The sequence below is a fragment of the Ruminococcus flavefaciens MA2007 genome (genome assembly GCF_000621845.1).
Classification (GTDB): Bacteria; Bacillota; Clostridia; order Oscillospirales; family Ruminococcaceae; genus Ruminococcus; species Ruminococcus flavefaciens_E.
Genome location: NZ_KK211354.1, coordinates 266,751 through 283,745, shown reverse-complemented (window position 1 = coordinate 283,745; position 16,995 = coordinate 266,751). Strand labels below are relative to the sequence as shown.

Genomic DNA, 16,995 nt, shown 5'->3' with positions numbered 1-16,995 from the left:
ACAAACCGTATATCCAATAGTAGGTTAAACAGTATACAATATGCTTATATCCAGTTGAATTCCTCATTAATAGAAGCCGTATCGCCTTTGAGCTCATAGGCGCTTGTATTCAGTCCGAGACTGCCGTGGCGCTTTATGATTATATCGCTAATGCCTGCATTATCGAAGCAGTCCCTCATATCCTTGACCAATTGACGCAGGTGGTCTCCCTTTTCTGGATCACCGTCCCAAAGTATGCCAAGCAGGTCGCCGTTTGTACACATAGCGCCGTTTTTATAGACCAGATACGCAAAAAGCTCCATAGTAAGCCTGCGCTTGAATGTAAAGGGCTCACCCTTGAAGAATACTGCGAAATGCCCGTCACAGCGCACAACCAGCGGTGAAATAGTCTGCTTCAAGGGATAGCGCAGGTGCTTCAGAGCCTCCAGCACATCGTATTCGTCATAGGGCTTTTCGATAAAGCCGCTGCAATACAGGCGCAGAGCGTCCCTTGCATATTCGGGGTGTCCCGTAACGAATATGACATTGAGCTCAGGCTGTACCTGTTTAAGGTGATTGGCAGCTTCAATACCGCTGAGCCCAGGCATTTCAATGTCAAGGAAAAGCACATCGGGATTATGCTCAGCCACAAGGTCAATGGCTTTGGCGGCATTTTCCGCAAAATAATGCGAGCCCATAGGATCAATGGAGTTCATCACCATTTTCATCATGCGTCTTGATGACTCGTTATCGTCTGCAAATACGGTTATCATACATCATTCTCCCCTTTTTCATTAGCATATCTTATATCTTTGAGAAAAATTCTGGCACAGTATCCGTTATCCTCGGGAATAAGCTCCAGAGTGCCCTTATTATTGACCGCAAGTCTTGCTCGGACGTTGGCAACTCCGATACCGCGGCGTTTTTCCTGTTTTTCTGTCAGATTGAGCTTTCCCTGTCCGATATCGCGGACTTCAATAATTATGCCGCTCTCCTCGTCGCGCTGTATTATCTGTACAACGCCGCCGTTCTCTCTTGCGGCTACTCCGTGCCGAACTGCGTTCTCCACAAGGGGTTCAACGCTGAGAGCAGGAAGCATGAAGTCCTCGTTGTCAATATCGTATTCCACTGTGAGCCTGTCACCGAAGTTCATTTTTTCAAGGGCAAGATAAGCCTTGATGTTTTTCAGCTCCTGCTCAAAGGTGATAGGGTGAGTATTGCCTATGTTGTCGAAATTTGACCGCAAATACCGTGAAAAATTTCTGATACTGTCGTATATCTCGGGATAATCCATGCACCTCGCCTGTATGGCAAGCAGTGAATTATTGATAAAATGCGGCTGTATCTGTGCCATAAGAAGCTCGTTGTTCTGCCTTTCACGCGCAAGCTCGCTTGCGTGGAGCTTCTGCTGTACCTTGCTGTGATGTATCGCCGCAAGATAGAAATAGTATATCAGCATTTCCATTGCGGCTATATCGGTAGTGTGATTGACGATAATGTTTTCGTATTCCAGATAGACAGTGATTATGGTGCTAAAAGACATAAAGAATACTATTATCGCCTTTGAACGCTCGTCGTTTCTGATAAAATAGTTGGAATAAAAGGCCAGCAGCAGGATATAGAAGCATACGACTATGGCAGGTACCACTTTCAGCTTTCCAGAAATAAAATTATGGTCTTCTGTGTAGGCATAGATAAAATTAGTGCCGAAAAGGTCAGATACCGCCAATGCCACGTTTATTATGTATGGTATAATCAGCAGGAATTTATGCTTTATGGGAGCGATAAGATAAAGCTCCAGCAATATGAGCAGCGGATTCAGCGAGTAGGTTATCGCCGATTTTACGTATCTTATCCATATAGGCTTATTATATGTGTCGCACCAGTATTCCACGTATTCACATACGGTAATGATGAATACAAGGCTTGCTATCGCCCATACGTACTGAACTCCGTCTATCTTTATGCGTCGGTTTACAAGCATTATGATCACAAGTCCCAGAAGCAGCATCAGCGTCATGTAGCTCTGTCCGATAAATTCTATTATTATATTCATGGATTGCCCCCCTTTCAGAAGAATTATATGTTCAAATAAAAAGCGTCCTCAAAGGAAACACTTATCCCTCTGAGAACACTTATTACATCTATCCTATCTTAAAAAGAGCGCAGTTATGCTGTACTGTAGAATTTGCTTCGGTGTTGTGCGTCATTTTATCAGTATAGTTCATCATATCATTGTCAACTCTTTTCGGTGATAATTTGCCTATAAAAATATTATAGATATTATTATAACACATTCTTAGTCAGATTGAATTAATAATTTATAAACAAATTTTACCGTCAGTTGATGTTGACGCAGATATTACTGCTTGTATTCAAAGCTTTTTTATTCTGTGCACATGAGTTTAAACCGCAAAGTTTTTGCCGATAAACTCCCATTTCTTATCCCTTGAAGCCGTTATCACCTCTATATCCTCGTCGGTAAGGTGCTTGAAGCGTCCCTGCTTTTTCAGATAAGCCTCGACGCTGGTGAACTCCTTAGGCTTGTGATTGAGCTTGAATTCGCCGTTTTCGTACTCCGCAAGATACCACAGTCCGCAGTCAACGACCTCCTTGGCTATCTCAACAGTCTCGTCGGGAGCAACTCCCCAGCCTGTAGGACATGGAGCGATCACGTGGATATACTTTGTACCCTGAATCTGTGAAGCCTTCTGCACCTTCTGAATGAAATCGTAGATATAACCCACGCTTGCAGTTGCAGCATAGGGGATATCATGTGCTGCGGCTATCTCGAACATATTCTTCTTGGGACGGATATTTCCGTGGATATTCTTTCCTGCCGGAGTAGTTGTGGTCTTTGCACCGAAAGGCGTGAGACCGCTTTTCTGTATGCCCGTATTCATGTAGGCTTCGTTGTCGTAGCAGATATAGATGATATTGTCATTGCGGTCAATAGCTCCCGAAAGAGCCTGTATACCGATATCTGCCGTACCGCCGTCACCTGCAAAGCCAACTGCCGTGAAATCCTTTATTCCCCTTGCGCGGAGACCTGCTTCGACGCCTGTGAGCATGGAGGCTGTACCTGCAAAGGTCGAGATTATGGAGTTGTTTGAGAAGCAAAGCTGTGGGAAGTTAAAGCCTACTGCCGACATACAGCCCGCAGGCAGAACCGATACCGCATTTGGTCCGAGGACCTTCAGAGCCGCTCTTACAGCAAGACTTCCGCCGCAGCCTGCACAGGCTTTGTGTCCGTAGAAAAATTCCTCACGGGAAATGCTGTCTGCAACCTTATTTGCCATTGCTCTCGCCTCCTATTCCTATAAAATTGACACTTTCCGTGCCATTTGCGATGTCATTGTATATCTTTTCAATATCAGAAGCGGAAATATTACGTCCGCCCAGACCGCCGATGAAGTTATAGCCCTTTACGTCAGCTCCTGCCTTTTTCAGGGCGGAATTAACATTGGTGAAAACCGTTCCCTCATTGCCGAAGCTGATGTCCTTTTCAAGAACTGCATATGCCTTGGCATTGCGCAGTACATCAGCTATCTCAGCATTTGGAAATGGTCTCATGTAGCGAATGCGGACAACGCCTGCCTTTACGCCATTTTCGCAGAGCTTATCCGCAGTTTCGCGGCAGAGACCTGCGATACTGCCCAGAGTAACGATAATGTAGTCAGCGTCCTCGGTACGGTAATTTTCAAGCAGTCCTGTGTATTTCCTGCCGAATATCTCGGCAAAAGCCTTTTCAGTCTCGGCAATGACTTCACGAGCCGCAAGTACGCCCTCATGCTCCTTGTATTTGAAGATATAGTTTGTATCGGGACCTGCTGAGAACGCCATATTCTTGGGAGACTCAAGGTCTATGCGGTTGTCGGTCTCATAGGGCGGCAGGAACCTGTCTGCCTGTTCCCTTTCGGGGATATCCACTGTTTCGTATGTATGTGTAAGCACAAAGCCGTCCAGATTAGCCATATAGGGCGTGGAAACGCGCTTGTCCTCAGCTATCCTGTAGCTCATGAGCGCAAGGTCAAGAGCCTCCTGAGAATTTTCGGCGTATGCCTGAATCCAGCCGCTGTCCAGCTGTGAAAGGCTGTCGCGCTGGTCGCCGTAGATATTCCACGGCAGAGCAGTTGAACGGTCTGCGTTCATCATTACTATGGGGAAACGTCCGCCCGATGCATAGTAGAGACATTCAGCCATGTAGAGAAGTCCCTGAGAGGAGGTCGCCGTAAAGGCTCTCGCGCCTGCGGCGCTTGCTCCTATAGCGCATGACATAGCCGAATGCTCGGACTCAACGTGTACGTATTCAGCGTTGAGACTGCCGTCCTCAACCATTTCCGAAAGGCGCTCAACAACTATGGTCTGTGGAGTTATAGGGTAAGCCGAAATGACCTGCGGACGTGCAAGGCGTATGCCCTCGGCAAAAGCCTCGTTGCCTGATAAGAATTTTTTGCTCATTTGCGCTCCGCCTCCATTTCTATTGCCTTTATCTTACATATTTTCGCGCATATTCCGCAGCCCTTGCAGAAATCGTAGTCGATGACTGCCTTGCCGTCCTGTATGGATATAACTCCGTCGGGACAGTAGAGATAGCACTGCTCACAGCCCACGCATTTTGCGCTGTTTATAACAGGTCTTATGCTTCGCCAGCCGCTGTTGACGGTAGTGAGATAGCCTGCTTCAAATGACGTATTCTCGGGAACTTCATCGAATGTGAAGCTCTTTTTCTCTCTGATATGCGGTCTCACTTTGCCACCTCCTGAACAGCTCTGAGAAGCGCATTGATATTGCGCTCCTGTATTTTCTGCGGCATATAGCCTTTTATAGCTTCTGCTGCATTGTCAGACGAAACGACTCCCGAAAGCCCGATAAGAAGCCCGAACATAACTGTATTTACTGTGGGAAGTCTGAATTCTGCGGCTATTTTCTCAGCGTCAAAGGTACAGACTCCGCTTATATCGTTCTTGGAATTGGCTATTATTTTTCCGCTGTCTTTCAGCAGTTCAAGAAGCTGAGGACTGTACAGTGTATCATCGAGGATAACGATATAGTCAGCCTTTTTGGTCTGGCTTCTGTCCACAACAGGCTTTGTATCAAGCTTGGTGAATGCTCTTACGGGAGCTCCGCGGCGCTCGGGACCGAATGACGGAAATGCAAGAGCATACTTATCGTCATCATCTATCGTATAGGCTGCTCCGAGAAGCTTTGCGGCTGTAAATGCGCCCTGACCGCCTCTTCCGAGCCATAGAATCTCTTTCATACCATTTCTCCTATCGTTTTAATATGTATTAATTATACACCTGTTTTTCGTAGGTGTCCAATACGATAGATTTATCATAGGTTATAGGGAAATGCTATAGCCTAAGCAGAGTTTCACAAAAGAAAAAAGTCCGAATCATCGGACTTTTCATGCTATTTATTAGTGCTTCAAAGCTTTTGCCTTACTTTATGAGATATGCTCTGCATGGAGCTCCGTCACAGCCGCCTAAATTAAGCGGAGCTGCACTGAGGAAGTATCTTCCCTCGTCAACATTGTCAAGCACTATCCCCTCCAGCAGAACGACCTCAGCTCCAAGCAGGATAAGATGCACTTCCTTTGGCGCGTCCTCGGGACCTACTGTCTGGCTTTCGTTTCCGAGTAGCTTTATGCCTGCCTCTGCAAAAATACGGGCTGCCTCGGCAGTTACTATGGCTTTTCCTGCGATAAGTATGCGCTCAGCCGCGCCTGCTGATTTGGCTTTTTCCATTATGCCTGCTGCGTCAGCTGCCGTAACATTGCCGTCATGACGCGCCACAAAGCAGTCCCCCACAAAGGGAACAAGTCCCAGCTGGTCTATGGTCTTTCCGTCATTGAGAAAATGGAACGGCGCGTCAGCGTGAGTTCCGTTATGAGCGCACATCGAGAGCTGTGTCAGATTGCATATGTCGCCTTTTGTTACGCTTAATAGCTGCGTGTTCTGCGGCGCTGGATCCCCAGGGAACACCTTGCAGGAGAATACCTCCTGAGAAATGTCGATTATCTTGTTCATTTTTACCTCATATCCTTTTCTGCATTGTTATGTACCAAAGCTATGTAATTATTATATCACAGTTCTTTTGACAATACAACAAAAAGCCGCAGCTCTGGTTTATGAACTGCGGATTTTTTTATTCAGATACGATATGAGCAAATGAAAAACTCATTCCTTGGGCATTTTCTTTCTTATATCGTTAAGTCGGTTCAGTGCATTTTCGAGAGTTTCGTTCTTCTTTGCATAGTGGAATCTTATGTAGCGGTTTTCAGGCTCCTTGAAGAAGCTGGAACCGGGAACTGCTCCCACGCCCACATATTCTGCAAGCTTTTCACAGAATACAAGGTCGCTCTTGTAGCCGAACTCCGAAATATCGAGAAGTATGTAGTAAGCTCCCTCAGGCACGGTATGCTGTATGCCGATGTCGTCAAGTCCGCGGAGGAAAAGGTCGCGCTTCTCGGTATACTTGTCCTGTAACCACTTGTAGTAATCGTCGCCGAAGCGGAGTCCCGTAACGGCAGCCTCCTGCAATGGTGCAGCAGCGCCTACTGTAAGGAAGTCATGCACCTTTTTCACAGTATCTATGATATGCGGCGGAGCTATGACATAGCCCAGTCTCCAGCCTGTTATGGAGTAGGTCTTTGAAAGCGATGAGCAGGAGATAGTTCTCTCCCACATATCGGGCAGGCTTGCAAAGTAAACGTGCTTATGGGGCGCATAAACGATGTGCTCGTAAACCTCGTCTGTGATAACGAATGTGTCGTACTTCTTGGCAAGATCTGCGATTATCTGAAGCTCTTCAAGGGTGAACACCTTACCGCATGGATTAGAAGGATTGCAGAGAATCAAAGCCTTGGGGTGCTGCTTGAAAGCGGCTTCAAGCACGTCTGCGTCAAAGCTGAATGCAGGCGGTATCAGTGGAACGTAGATTGGCTCAGCTCCCGAAAGAATGGTGTCTGCGCCGTAGTTCTCATAAAAGGGCGAGAACACGATTACCTTGTCTCCCGGATTTGTAACGGACATCATTGCCGCCATCATGGCTTCTGTGCTTCCGCAGGTGACTACTATCTCACCGTTGGGATCTATCTGACGTCCCATAAGACGGGACTGCTTCTCGGCAAGAGCCTCGCGGAAATTCTGAGCTCCCCATGTTATGGAATACTGGTGGAAGTCCTCCCGTGTGACCTCTGCAAGGCGGTCAAGTATCTCCTTTGGCGGCTCGAAGTCGGGAAAGCCCTGGGAAAGATTTACTGCGCCGTATTTATTGGAAATTCTCGTCATACGTCTTATGACAGAATCGGTAAAAGTCGCTGTTCGGTTTGAAAGTTCTGGCATATTTTTTCTCCTTAAAAAATATTAAATGAATCGGGCGGATAATATCCGCCCCTACAAAAATAATTTGTAGGGGGCGATGTCCACATCGCACCGATTTTTACGGGCTGATGTAGGCATCAGCCCCTACAATCATCTCTTATATTATAACATTATTATATATTGTAGTCAATATTTCTCTCGTCGATAACTCTTCTGGACTTGTGCTCGGAACGTGTATTCAGACCGCCGTCAGGGTGAACTACTACTCTTGCAGGCTTAACACCGATACGAGCCTTGAGTGCTGCACTTACCTCTGCTGCTACTGTTTCGTCGTCCTTGGCAACGCCTGTTGCTTTCTCTACCTCAACAGCATACTTGCTTGTGAAGTCCTTCTCGAAGATACGGATAAGGTACTCGCCTGTCAGGTCGCTCTGCTCACGGATAACAGCCTCGATATCGCTTGGGAATACATTAACAGCGGAAACGATGAACATATCGTCCTTTCTGCCGAGAATGCTGATCCTGCCGTGTGTACGTCCGCAGCGGCATTTTGTTGTGTCAATGCGTCCGATATCGCCTGTCTTGAATCTGATAAGAGGTCTTGCGTGCTTGCGGAGAGTTGTGAATACAAGCTCACCTGTCTGACCTGGTTCAAGAACCTCGCCTGTGTGGATATCAACTGTTTCAACAAGGATATGGTTCTCAGCGATGTGAAGTCCGTCGTGGTATTCGCACTGTGCAGCGCAGGCACCGAAAATATCGGACAGACCGTAGAAGTCAAATACCTCTGCGCCCCATATCTCCTCGATAGCCTTTCTTGTAGCGTCGATAGAACCTCCGAGCTCACCTGCAACGATTATCTTCTTGATGTTGAAGTCCTTCTTTGGATCGTAGCCTGCCTTGAGAGCCTTTTCACCGAGCTGCCATGCGTAGGAAGGCGAAGTCCAGATAACTGTAGGCTGATATGTTTTAAGTATGAAGAGAAGTCTCTCGCTGGGGAGAGTACCGCCCCAGATACATAATGCACCAAGGTTCTGTGCGCCGATTACGTCAGGTCCGCCAACGTAGAGTGAGAAGTTGAGAGCGTGTACGTAGCGGTCATTCGGTCTCATTCCTATCTGCCAGAACCAGCGGCTCTCAGTGTCCTGAAACTCGTCGAAGTCCTTCTTTGTGAATGGGCTCATTGTAGGTACGCCTGTGGAACCCGATGATGTTGAGATGAAAACTACGTCCTCTTCGGGAACTGCTGCCAGCTCGCCGAGGAATGAACCAACGCCCTGAGTGTCGCGCTGTGTTTTCTTGTTGATGAACGGGAACTTCTCGATGTCCTTGAGAGTCTTGATGTCCTCGGGCTTTACACCTGCTTCATCAAACGAACGCTTGTAGTAAGGAGCGTTGTCGTATGCAAACTTCACGATCTCCTTCAGGTCTTCAAGCTGTCTCTTTTCCAGTTCCTCACGGGGAAGAGTTTCAAGCTCCTCGTTCCAGAATTTATTATTGATATCTCTGCTCATTGTATTTATCCTCCATATTCTATAATATATATCTGTTTGGTATGTTTTAATTATACACCCCTTGATGACATTTGTCCAATACCAAAGGGTTATTCCGGGTTATAAGCTAAGACTATAGCTTATATAAATGGCTTTCAAGTGATATTAAGATAAGCCTTTATCTCGTCGATGTATATCTCTGCCATTTCGCTGAGTATCACGTTTTTCAGCGTGATATAGCCTATTTCCATTATCTCGTCGGAGTCGTCCTCAAAGGGAACGGCGATGTAGTCGCTGCCGTTGAGCTCCTCGCAGATGATTCCCGAGCACAGTGTATAGCCGTTCAGTCCTATCATCAGGTTCAGCATTGTAGCTCTGTCGTTAGCCTTGATAGTACGCTGATAGTCGGCAGTGCTGAGAAGCTCCTCAGCCAGATAGAATGTGCTGTTGTCGCCCTGCTCGAATGAAAGGCAGGGATAATCCGCAAGCTGCTCAAAGGTTATCTTCTTTTCCTTTGCAAGTGGGTGTCCTTTCCACAGGTAAACGAAGGGACTGCACTTTGTCAGCGTATGGAACTCCAGACCGTTTGAATGCAGCAGCTTGGTTATGGACTTGCGGTTGAAGTCGTTGAGGTAGATAATGCCTATCTCGCTTCGCATTGTGGCAACATCGCTGATGACCTCGGCAGTCTTGGTCTCGCGGACTGCAAATTCGTACTCCGCTGTGTCGAACTCCTTGACCATTTCCACGAAAGCCTTTACCGCAAAGGAGTAATGCTGAGTGGACACTCCGAACTTCTTTTTCACATTACCCTTGCTGATATATTTCTCAGCAAGAACGTCGAACTGGCCTACCACCTGACGGGCATACTGTATGAACTCAGCACCGTCATTGGTAAGGGTAACTCCCCTGCCGCTGCGGTTGAATATCTTGATACCTATCTCCTTTTCAAGCTCCTGCACTGACGACGTCAGTGAGGGCTGAGACACGTAAAGCTGCTCAGCCGCTTTGTTCATTGAGCCTGTTGCAGATATTGCAAGTATGTATTTAAGCTGCTGTAAAGTCATTGTGTACCTCCATTAATTCTCAGACGGGACGTCGAGGACGCCGTCCCCTACACATAGTTCTTAGTTCTTCTGCTCACTAATCAAATAGCCCTGTGCTGAAATAGCGGTCTCCGCGGTCGGGGAACACAGTTACGATATTGCCCTTTGCGCCGCTTTCGATGAGCTTAATGACTGCCGACATAGCCGCTCCCGATGAGGAGCCTGCGATAACGCCCTCGGTCTTTGCCAGCAGACGGGCTGTATTGAAAGCCTCTTCGTCGTTTATCTTGATTACCTTGTCCACAAGGGACATATCCATTGTCTCTGCGATGAAGTCGTTTCCGATACCCTCGATGTTGTAGTCAGAATGCTCTCCGCCGCCCATAGTAGAGCCTACAGGATCTGCAAGTATGCCCTTTGCATTTGGTACGCGCTCCTTGATATAGCGGAGTATTCCCGTATAGGTGCCGCCGCTGCCTGCGCCTGCAACTATGTAGTCTATCCTGCCGTCGAGAGATTCAAATATCTCCCTGCCTGTAGTTTCGTAATGTGCAAGCGGATTGCTCTGATTCTTGAACTGCTCCAGTGAGATAGATCCGGGTATCTGAGCCTTTATCTCCTCAGCCTTTGCAACAGCTCCCAGCATTCCCTTTTCACGGGGAGTATTTATGACCTCTGCCCCCAGTGCGCGGAGGAGAGACTGCTTCTCGGCTGAGAATTTCGTGGGAACTACAAATATTATCCTGTAGCCGCGGTTCAGAGCCGCAAATGCTATGCCAAGACCTGTGTTTCCTGCGGTTGCTTCAACGATAGTGCCGCCCTTTTTAAGAAGCCCTTTTTTCTCGGCGTCGTTTATCATGTAGAGACCTGTTCTGTCCTTGACGCTGCCCGAGGGATTGTAGAGCTCCAGCTTCGCAAAGACGTTCACGCCCTCATTCTGAACGAGATTTCCAAGCCTTACCAGAGGTGTATCTCCGATGAGAGCCTGCATTGAATCATAGTATCTCATATATATTATCTCACTTTCTCTCTGATTTTGCAATAGCCTGTTCGATATCTGCGATAATATCCTCAATATTTTCTATTCCGACTGATAAACGGATAAGTCCGTCGGTTATGCCGACTTTCTTTCTGATATCGGCAGGAATGGAAGCGTGTGTCATTGATGAGGGGTGGCATACAAGTGACTCCACGCCGCCGAGGCTCTCAGCCAGTGAGACAAGCTCCAAGCTCTCAAAGAATGCGTTTATGTCATAGTTTTCGTGAAGCTCGAATGATATCATAGCTCCGCCGTTCTTAGCCTGTCTGCGGTTTATCTCATAGCCCTGACTGCTTTCAAGCCCCGGGTAGTAGACGCTTTTTACTGCCTTGTGATTTTCAAGGAGCTTTGCTATCTTCTCCGCATTCTCAACGTGTCTGTCCATGCGGACTGCAAGAGTTTTTATACCGCGGATAAGCAGGAACGAATCGAAAGGTCCGAGGACTCCGCCTGTGGAATTCTGGATAAATGCTATCTTTTCTGCAAGCTCCTTTGAGTTTACAACTGCAAGTCCCGAAACAACGTCGCTGTGACCGCCGAGGTACTTAGTAGCGCTGTGGACTACGATATCAGCGCCAAGCTCAAGGGGCTTCTGAAGATACGGCGTCATGAATGTGTTGTCCACGATGACGAGAAGTCCGTGCTTGTGGGACACCTCTGCGACTGCCTTTATATCGGTAACTGTCATGAGCGGATTTGCAGGGCTTTCGATGATGACCGCCTTTACGTCGGAGCTTATCTGGCTCTCGTAAACTGCAAGGTCTGTAGTGTCTGCGATAGTGTATGTGATGTTAAAGTGGTCGAATACCTTGCTCAGCAGGCGGAATGTGCCGCCGTAAACGTTGCTGGAGATAAGAACTCTGTCGCCGCTGTGAAGCAGGCTGAGAACTGCGGTAAGAGCAGCCATTCCCGAGCCGAATGCAAAGCCAGCAACGCCGCCTTCAAGGTCTCTGATAAGAGCTTCGAGAGCTTCACGGGTGGGGTTGCCTGTACGGGAGTACTCATAGCCGCGCATTTTACCGAGACCGTCCTGCTTGTAAGTAGAGGTCTGGTATATCGGGATATTTACAGCGCCTGTGCGCTCGTCAATGGAGATGCCTCCGTGGATAAGTGTGGTTTCTGTATTTTTATAATTGCTCATAATAATTCTCCTTTTCTGTAGGGGCTGATGCCCACATCAGCCCGTCTGACATAATTCGTTAATTGCGGGGCGATGTGGGCATCGCCCCCTACAAAATATATGGTTAATGACGTTTATTCGTAATCGTAGCCTGCGGTGTAGCTTGCAGATATCAGGCTCACGTTTTCAAATGCCTTCAAGCCGTCGTCTCTGCCGTCGAAATACTCGCTCTGCACCTTTTCAGGCGGCATATATGTGTCTATCTGAAAGCCGAGAGAGTACAGCGCTCTTGATACTTCATTGTAATCATATCCGCCGCGCATGACCTCGCCCATGCCCTCGGTTATCTGTTCGAGACGTTCAACACGTCTGGGGAACTCCCCTGTTTTTATGGGATAGTCAAAGACCAATTCGCTGCCGAGAGCTGAAAGCTCCGCCATTTGCTTCAAGGTATCCGTGAATACGTCCAGCGTAAGGTAATAGGTAACTCCGAGGATACTGAAAAAGGTCTTTTTCTTCGGATCAAAGCCTGCTGCAAGAAGCTTGTCGCACATTCGCTCGCGCTCGAAGTCAACAGGCACATAGTGGACATTATCGCGGATATTCCATTCAAGCTCCCGAATCTTTTCCAGCTTGTAGCGCTGAGTGTCGGGGTGGTCTATCTCGAAAACCTCGATGTTCTCGTTATCGTTGCGGAATGCAAAGGTATCAGAGCCTGCTCCGCAGATGACGTACTGTATCTTACCGTTTTCCTTTGCGAAGTCCGCCAGCCTGCTCTCATTGAAGTGTATCCTTGACAGCGGTATTGGTGCGAAGTACTCGCTGATGACCTGCTCGGTGTCCTCACGGCTGAACCGCTGTGAGCCGTCCAGTCCGCTGCTGATGAGCTCGTAAATGCTGTCGTATTCCTCCTTGCCGAGCATATCATAGGCAAGGTAGTCGTCGTATATCTTCTGCCGCGCCCTGTTTGAGTGCCAGGCTCTAACAAAGGCGCATATCTTAGCGGTAACGCTTTCTCTTTCATTGACCATAGTAAATTCTCCCTAATAAAAAATGCGCAGAATGACATTCGCATTCTACGCATAACATTTTACTCGCTTAAAGTCAGGAGATGACGCAACATCGCTGAGCATAGGTATGCAGAATACGGATATCGTTTGACTTGTTCATACAACAACACTGCATACAACACATCATATTAGTTCTCATGTTCAGCACTCCTTTTCGTTAATCTCTTGTATTCCTATCTGAACTATATGCATTATAACATGATTAGCATACATTGTCAATAGGTTTAGACTATATTCAGCGATAGTTATAGAATTATTCTATTATTCCTGTAGGTTTTATAGATTTTGTAAAACCTGTAGGAGGAAGATATTGTCCGCCCGAGGTTTACGGTTAAATGATGAATAACACTCTGTAGGAGCTGATGCCTAACAGGCACCCGTACCCTCTGTCAGCTCTGCTGACATCTCCCTGTACTACAGGGAGTCCCCCACATCAGCCCGACCAATTATTACGTAAACCAACGGGGCGATGTAGGCATCGCCCCCTACACACGGCAATTTTATTTGCAACGGGAATAACGGACGCCCAAAGGGCGCCCCTACAAGCTTTGCTCTCAACTCCCAACTAAAATAAAGAAAGCCAAAGAACGAACAATCATCGCTCTCTGGCTTTATCATCTTATATTTTTTCATTTTTTCCACCTTAAAGGAGCGTAGGCTCTGCGCTGTAGGGGCGGATATTATCCGCACGTGTAAAATGTTCTGTAAGCGATGTACGATCATCGACATTGATAAGAGTGAGCGAGTTTACGAGCGCCAACGTGGGAAGGGGGCGCAGGCTCTGCGCTCATCGTTTCCACCTTAAAAGTCGGTTCTGGAGCTTATTGAACAGGAAAGTAACTCCTATTACTACAAAACCGATAACGAGAAGTCCTGTGATAGCACGTGTATAGTCGCCGAAGTCCGAATAATACTTGACATAGTAGCCCATTCCGTCCCTTGCGCCTATCATCTCCGCAGATGTGAGGAGTATGAATGATACGCTGAGTCCCTGATTGCAGCCGAGGAATATCTGCTGTAATGACGCAGGAAGTATTACTCTGAACAGCATTTCGGGCTTGCTTACGTTGAGTACCTTTGCCGAGTCGATTATCTTCTTGTCAACGCCGAGAACTCCGCTCATGGTTCCTGCGAATACAGGCCAGAATGTTGCGAGGAAGATAACGAATACGGATACTGACTTGAATGTTGGGAGAAGTGCTATTCCGTAAGGAATGTAAACTATAGGCGGTATTGAGCTGAAAAACTTTGTGATGTATGTGGCAGCTCCGCCAACTCTTGCGCTCCAGCCTATGAAAAGTCCCAGTGGGATAGCCACTACAGCTGCAAGGATAAAGCCCTTGACAGTAGTTCCGAGAGAGCTGACTATATTAGTGAGGATAGCCGACCTGTCCTCGGTAAACTGATGTATCACCTTGCCGGGTGCAGGGAAAAGCAGGTCGTTGAGCACGTTGTATTTTGCCGTTGCCAGTGACCATACTGCAAGAAGCACGTATACAAATCCTGTTATATCCAGAAGAAGCGACAGTCCCTCTTCCTTTTTGATAAATGAAGAAGCGGCAAGGACTATGATTTCAAGTCCTACTGCAAATATAATGAGTGAGCTTGTGAATACGTCCTTTGTGGACTTGTCGGGAAGAAGCTGTATCAGCAGCAGTGCTATGAACAGCAGATGTGTTATGCGGAGGTAGCGTTTTCTGAATGTCATAGTACCACCTCATCTCCGCCGATACGCGCGGCAATATCGCTGTAGAGCAGTGACAGGAGCCTGTTGCGGAACTTTCCGTACTCGTCTGTCTTTACTAAGTCCTCACGTCTGCGGGGGCGCTCAAAAGGAACGTTCACTACCTCGTTTACTGTACCCGGGTGAGCTGTGAGAACTACTATCTTATCGGAAAGAAGTATAGCCTCGTCGATATCGTGAGTTACGAAAACAACTGTCTTGCGCTCCTCGGTGCCGTCGCCCTCCCATAATTTAAGGAGAAGCTCCTGCAATATAACGCGGTTCTTTGCGTCGATAGCGGAGAACGGTTCGTCCATGAGGAGTATCTCGGTATCCATTGCAAGAGCTCTTGCAATAGCTGCTCTCTGCTGCATACCGCCTGAGAGCTGTGAGGGATACTTGCTGCCGAAGCCTGTAAGTCCAACCTTTGTGAGGAACTCGTCTGCTATCTTAGCGCGTTCGCTGCGCTTTACGTCGTGGCGTGACTGCTTTATGCCGAACTCGATGTTCTTTCTTGTAGTCATCCACGGGAACAGGGAGTAGTGCTGAAATACCACTCCGCGCTCTGTGCCTGTGCCGTGAAGCTCCTTGCCGTCTATCTGTACCGAGCCGCCTGCGGGAGTATAAAGTCCCTCAAGTACGCTGAGAAGCGTGGACTTTCCGCAGCCGCTGGCTCCGATAACGCTTACGAACTCTCCCCTGCCCACTCCGAATGATACGTCGTGGAGGGCGTTGAAGCTTCGTTTGTTTTCAATGTAATTGACCGTAAGGTCTTTTATCTCAATTTTATTCGTAGTCATCAAAATGCTCCTTTAATGATGAGTAGATGTCATCTTCGCTCTCAGCTAAAATGCTGTCAAGCGCTTTCTTGTAGATGTCTGTGTTGTAGTGCGGCTCAATATCGAAGTCCTCGGTGTAACCAAGCTCTACGATAGTATCTTTAAGAGTCAGAGTACCCTGCTTGTCAGGATCGGGGCTTGATACGCTGAAGCCGCCGTAAACCTCTGTTTCGATGAAATCTTCCTCTATGTCGATGTATTTCTTAACGTCCTTTATTGTTTTTGCGTGGTCGCTCTGTGTAAGGTGGTAAGCCTTTATAAATGCTCTTTCGAGAGCTGTGAATGTGTTGGGGTTATCCTTTACAGCAGAAGTCTTTGCGACCTGACGGCAGCATGGCTGGTTCTCCAGTGCCTTTTCATGTGCGCAGTAGTAAACTACCTTGTAGCCCTGTGACTTTGCAAGTGAAGTGTATGGCGAATATGCCGAAGCTGCGTCGATATTCTTGTTGAGAAGAGCTGCATAAGCGTCCTTCTGGCTGTCAAAGTAAACGATATTTACCTTGTCAGCGCCCTCGCCTATCTCAATGTGTGCATTCTTGAGAAGTATCTGGAGCTCTGCGTCCTGAACGCTGTTCTTTACGGAAGCAACGTTTCTGCCCTTGAGTATCTCAACGCCCTGTTCGTCCTTGTCTGCAAATTCAGACTTGATAACGTAGCCGTGACCGTTTGTCATTGCTCCGCCGATGACCGAGATATCATGTCCCTGACTGAGGAATGTGAGAGTCGGTACCGAGCCTATGAACGCAACGTCAAGCTTGTCGGATTCAAGACCGTTTACCAGCTCTGCTGCGCTGGAGAACTGTGTGAGAGTAACGTTGAGTCCCTCTTCCTTGAAGTAGCCCTCCTCAGCAGCAACGAATGCAAGAAGATGAGCTGTTGAATTCAGGTAGCCGATGTTGATGTCGGTCTTTTCGGGCTTGCCGATAACTGCCTCAGCGCTGTCTCCGCAGCAGTCCTTCGGTTCCTCCTTGCAGCAGTCCTTTTCCTTGCCCTCACAACAGTCTGTTGTGGTGTCTGCCGCTGTGGAAGCCTCTGTCTTTGCCTGTGTGCCTGTTTCTGTGCTGTTGGAGCTGCTGTTTAATGCTCCGCAGCCTGTGAGCAGCGAGAATGCTGCAAGTATAGAAATGTATTTAGCCTTGTTATTCATATTTATCACCTTTCAAATCTTAAAAACTATAAACTCATTATTCTTTCGGACGATTCAATCACGACATCGCATTCGCTCCGAATTGGTGATATTTCTGTAATTTCTCATGTTATTCACTCCTGTTTTCCTTTGATGAACTAATCATACCATACCTATAGGCTATTGTCCAATACGAAAGGACTATCGTTTATTATAGACAGGAGCTATACGT

The 16,995-nt window shown here is 47.5% G+C and carries 16 protein-coding genes; all 16 read right to left on the bottom strand.

From position 1 onward, the window contains the following. Positions 1–44 precede the first annotated feature (44 nt). Positions 45–752 carry a LytR/AlgR family response regulator transcription factor gene (locus T497_RS16895; RefSeq protein ID WP_051530674.1) on the bottom strand — a complete coding sequence of 236 codons (708 nt, stop codon included), beginning with the start codon at positions 750–752 and terminating at the stop codon, positions 45–47. Beyond that, positions 749–2,035 carry a sensor histidine kinase gene (locus T497_RS0112780; protein ID WP_028515947.1) on the bottom strand — a complete coding sequence of 429 codons (1,287 nt, stop codon included), beginning with the start codon at positions 2,033–2,035 and terminating at the stop codon, positions 749–751. The genes T497_RS16895 and T497_RS0112780 overlap by 4 nt, the downstream gene beginning before the upstream one ends. 349 nt (positions 2,036–2,384) lie before the next feature. Then, complete coding sequence (locus T497_RS0112775; protein ID WP_028515946.1) at positions 2,385–3,278, bottom strand: thiamine pyrophosphate-dependent enzyme; 894 nt, start codon at positions 3,276–3,278, stop codon at positions 2,385–2,387. After that, positions 3,268–4,440, bottom strand: a complete 1,173-nt coding sequence (locus T497_RS0112770) for a transketolase C-terminal domain-containing protein (RefSeq protein ID WP_028515945.1) — start codon at positions 4,438–4,440, stop codon at positions 3,268–3,270. The genes T497_RS0112775 and T497_RS0112770 overlap by 11 nt, the downstream gene beginning before the upstream one ends. Continuing rightward, on the bottom strand, positions 4,437–4,730 hold the full coding sequence (locus tag T497_RS0112765; protein WP_028515944.1) for a 4Fe-4S binding protein: 294 nt from the start codon (positions 4,728–4,730) through the stop codon (positions 4,437–4,439). Before T497_RS0112765 ends, T497_RS0112770 begins: the two co-directional genes overlap by 4 nt. Continuing rightward, positions 4,727–5,242 (bottom strand): 2-oxoacid:acceptor oxidoreductase family protein, encoded by a 516-nt coding sequence (locus T497_RS0112760; protein ID WP_028515943.1) that lies wholly within the window; start codon positions 5,240–5,242, stop codon positions 4,727–4,729. The genes T497_RS0112765 and T497_RS0112760 overlap by 4 nt, the downstream gene beginning before the upstream one ends. A gap of 181 nt (positions 5,243–5,423) precedes the next feature. Next, complete coding sequence (locus T497_RS0112755) at positions 5,424–6,011, bottom strand: cyclase family protein (protein ID WP_028515942.1); 588 nt, start codon at positions 6,009–6,011, stop codon at positions 5,424–5,426. A 150-nt stretch (positions 6,012–6,161) separates the two neighbouring features. Beyond that, a complete protein-coding gene (locus tag T497_RS0112750) occupies positions 6,162–7,328 on the bottom strand; it encodes a pyridoxal phosphate-dependent aminotransferase (protein WP_028515941.1) in 1,167 nt (388 codons plus the stop codon). Positions 7,329–7,480: 152 nt separating this feature from the next. Beyond that, complete coding sequence (locus tag T497_RS0112745; RefSeq protein ID WP_028515940.1) at positions 7,481–8,821, bottom strand: phenylacetate--CoA ligase family protein; 1,341 nt, start codon at positions 8,819–8,821, stop codon at positions 7,481–7,483. Between the two features lie 134 nt (positions 8,822–8,955). Further along, positions 8,956–9,867: a LysR family transcriptional regulator gene (locus T497_RS0112740; protein ID WP_028515939.1), complete on the bottom strand. Its 912-nt coding sequence runs from the start codon at positions 9,865–9,867 to the stop codon at positions 8,956–8,958. Between the two features lie 76 nt (positions 9,868–9,943). Further along, positions 9,944–10,855, bottom strand: a complete 912-nt coding sequence (locus tag T497_RS0112735) for a PLP-dependent cysteine synthase family protein (RefSeq protein ID WP_028515938.1) — start codon at positions 10,853–10,855, stop codon at positions 9,944–9,946. 10 nt (positions 10,856–10,865) lie between these two features. Beyond that, entirely contained in the window at positions 10,866–12,026 is a 1,161-nt protein-coding gene (locus T497_RS0112730; RefSeq protein ID WP_028515937.1) for a trans-sulfuration enzyme family protein, read from the bottom strand. 113 nt (positions 12,027–12,139) lie between these two features. Beyond that, positions 12,140–13,036: a class I SAM-dependent methyltransferase gene (locus T497_RS0112725; protein ID WP_028515936.1), complete on the bottom strand. Its 897-nt coding sequence runs from the start codon at positions 13,034–13,036 to the stop codon at positions 12,140–12,142. An 826-nt stretch (positions 13,037–13,862) separates the two neighbouring features. Continuing rightward, positions 13,863–14,783: an ABC transporter permease gene (locus T497_RS0112715; protein WP_028515934.1), complete on the bottom strand. Its 921-nt coding sequence runs from the start codon at positions 14,781–14,783 to the stop codon at positions 13,863–13,865. Then, entirely contained in the window at positions 14,780–15,598 is an 819-nt protein-coding gene (locus T497_RS0112710; RefSeq protein WP_028515933.1) for an ABC transporter ATP-binding protein, read from the bottom strand. The genes T497_RS0112715 and T497_RS0112710 overlap by 4 nt, the downstream gene beginning before the upstream one ends. Continuing rightward, on the bottom strand, positions 15,585–16,784 hold the full coding sequence (locus T497_RS0112705) for an ABC transporter substrate-binding protein (RefSeq protein ID WP_028515932.1): 1,200 nt from the start codon (positions 16,782–16,784) through the stop codon (positions 15,585–15,587). The genes T497_RS0112710 and T497_RS0112705 overlap by 14 nt, the downstream gene beginning before the upstream one ends. Between the last annotated feature and the right edge of the window lie 211 nt (positions 16,785–16,995).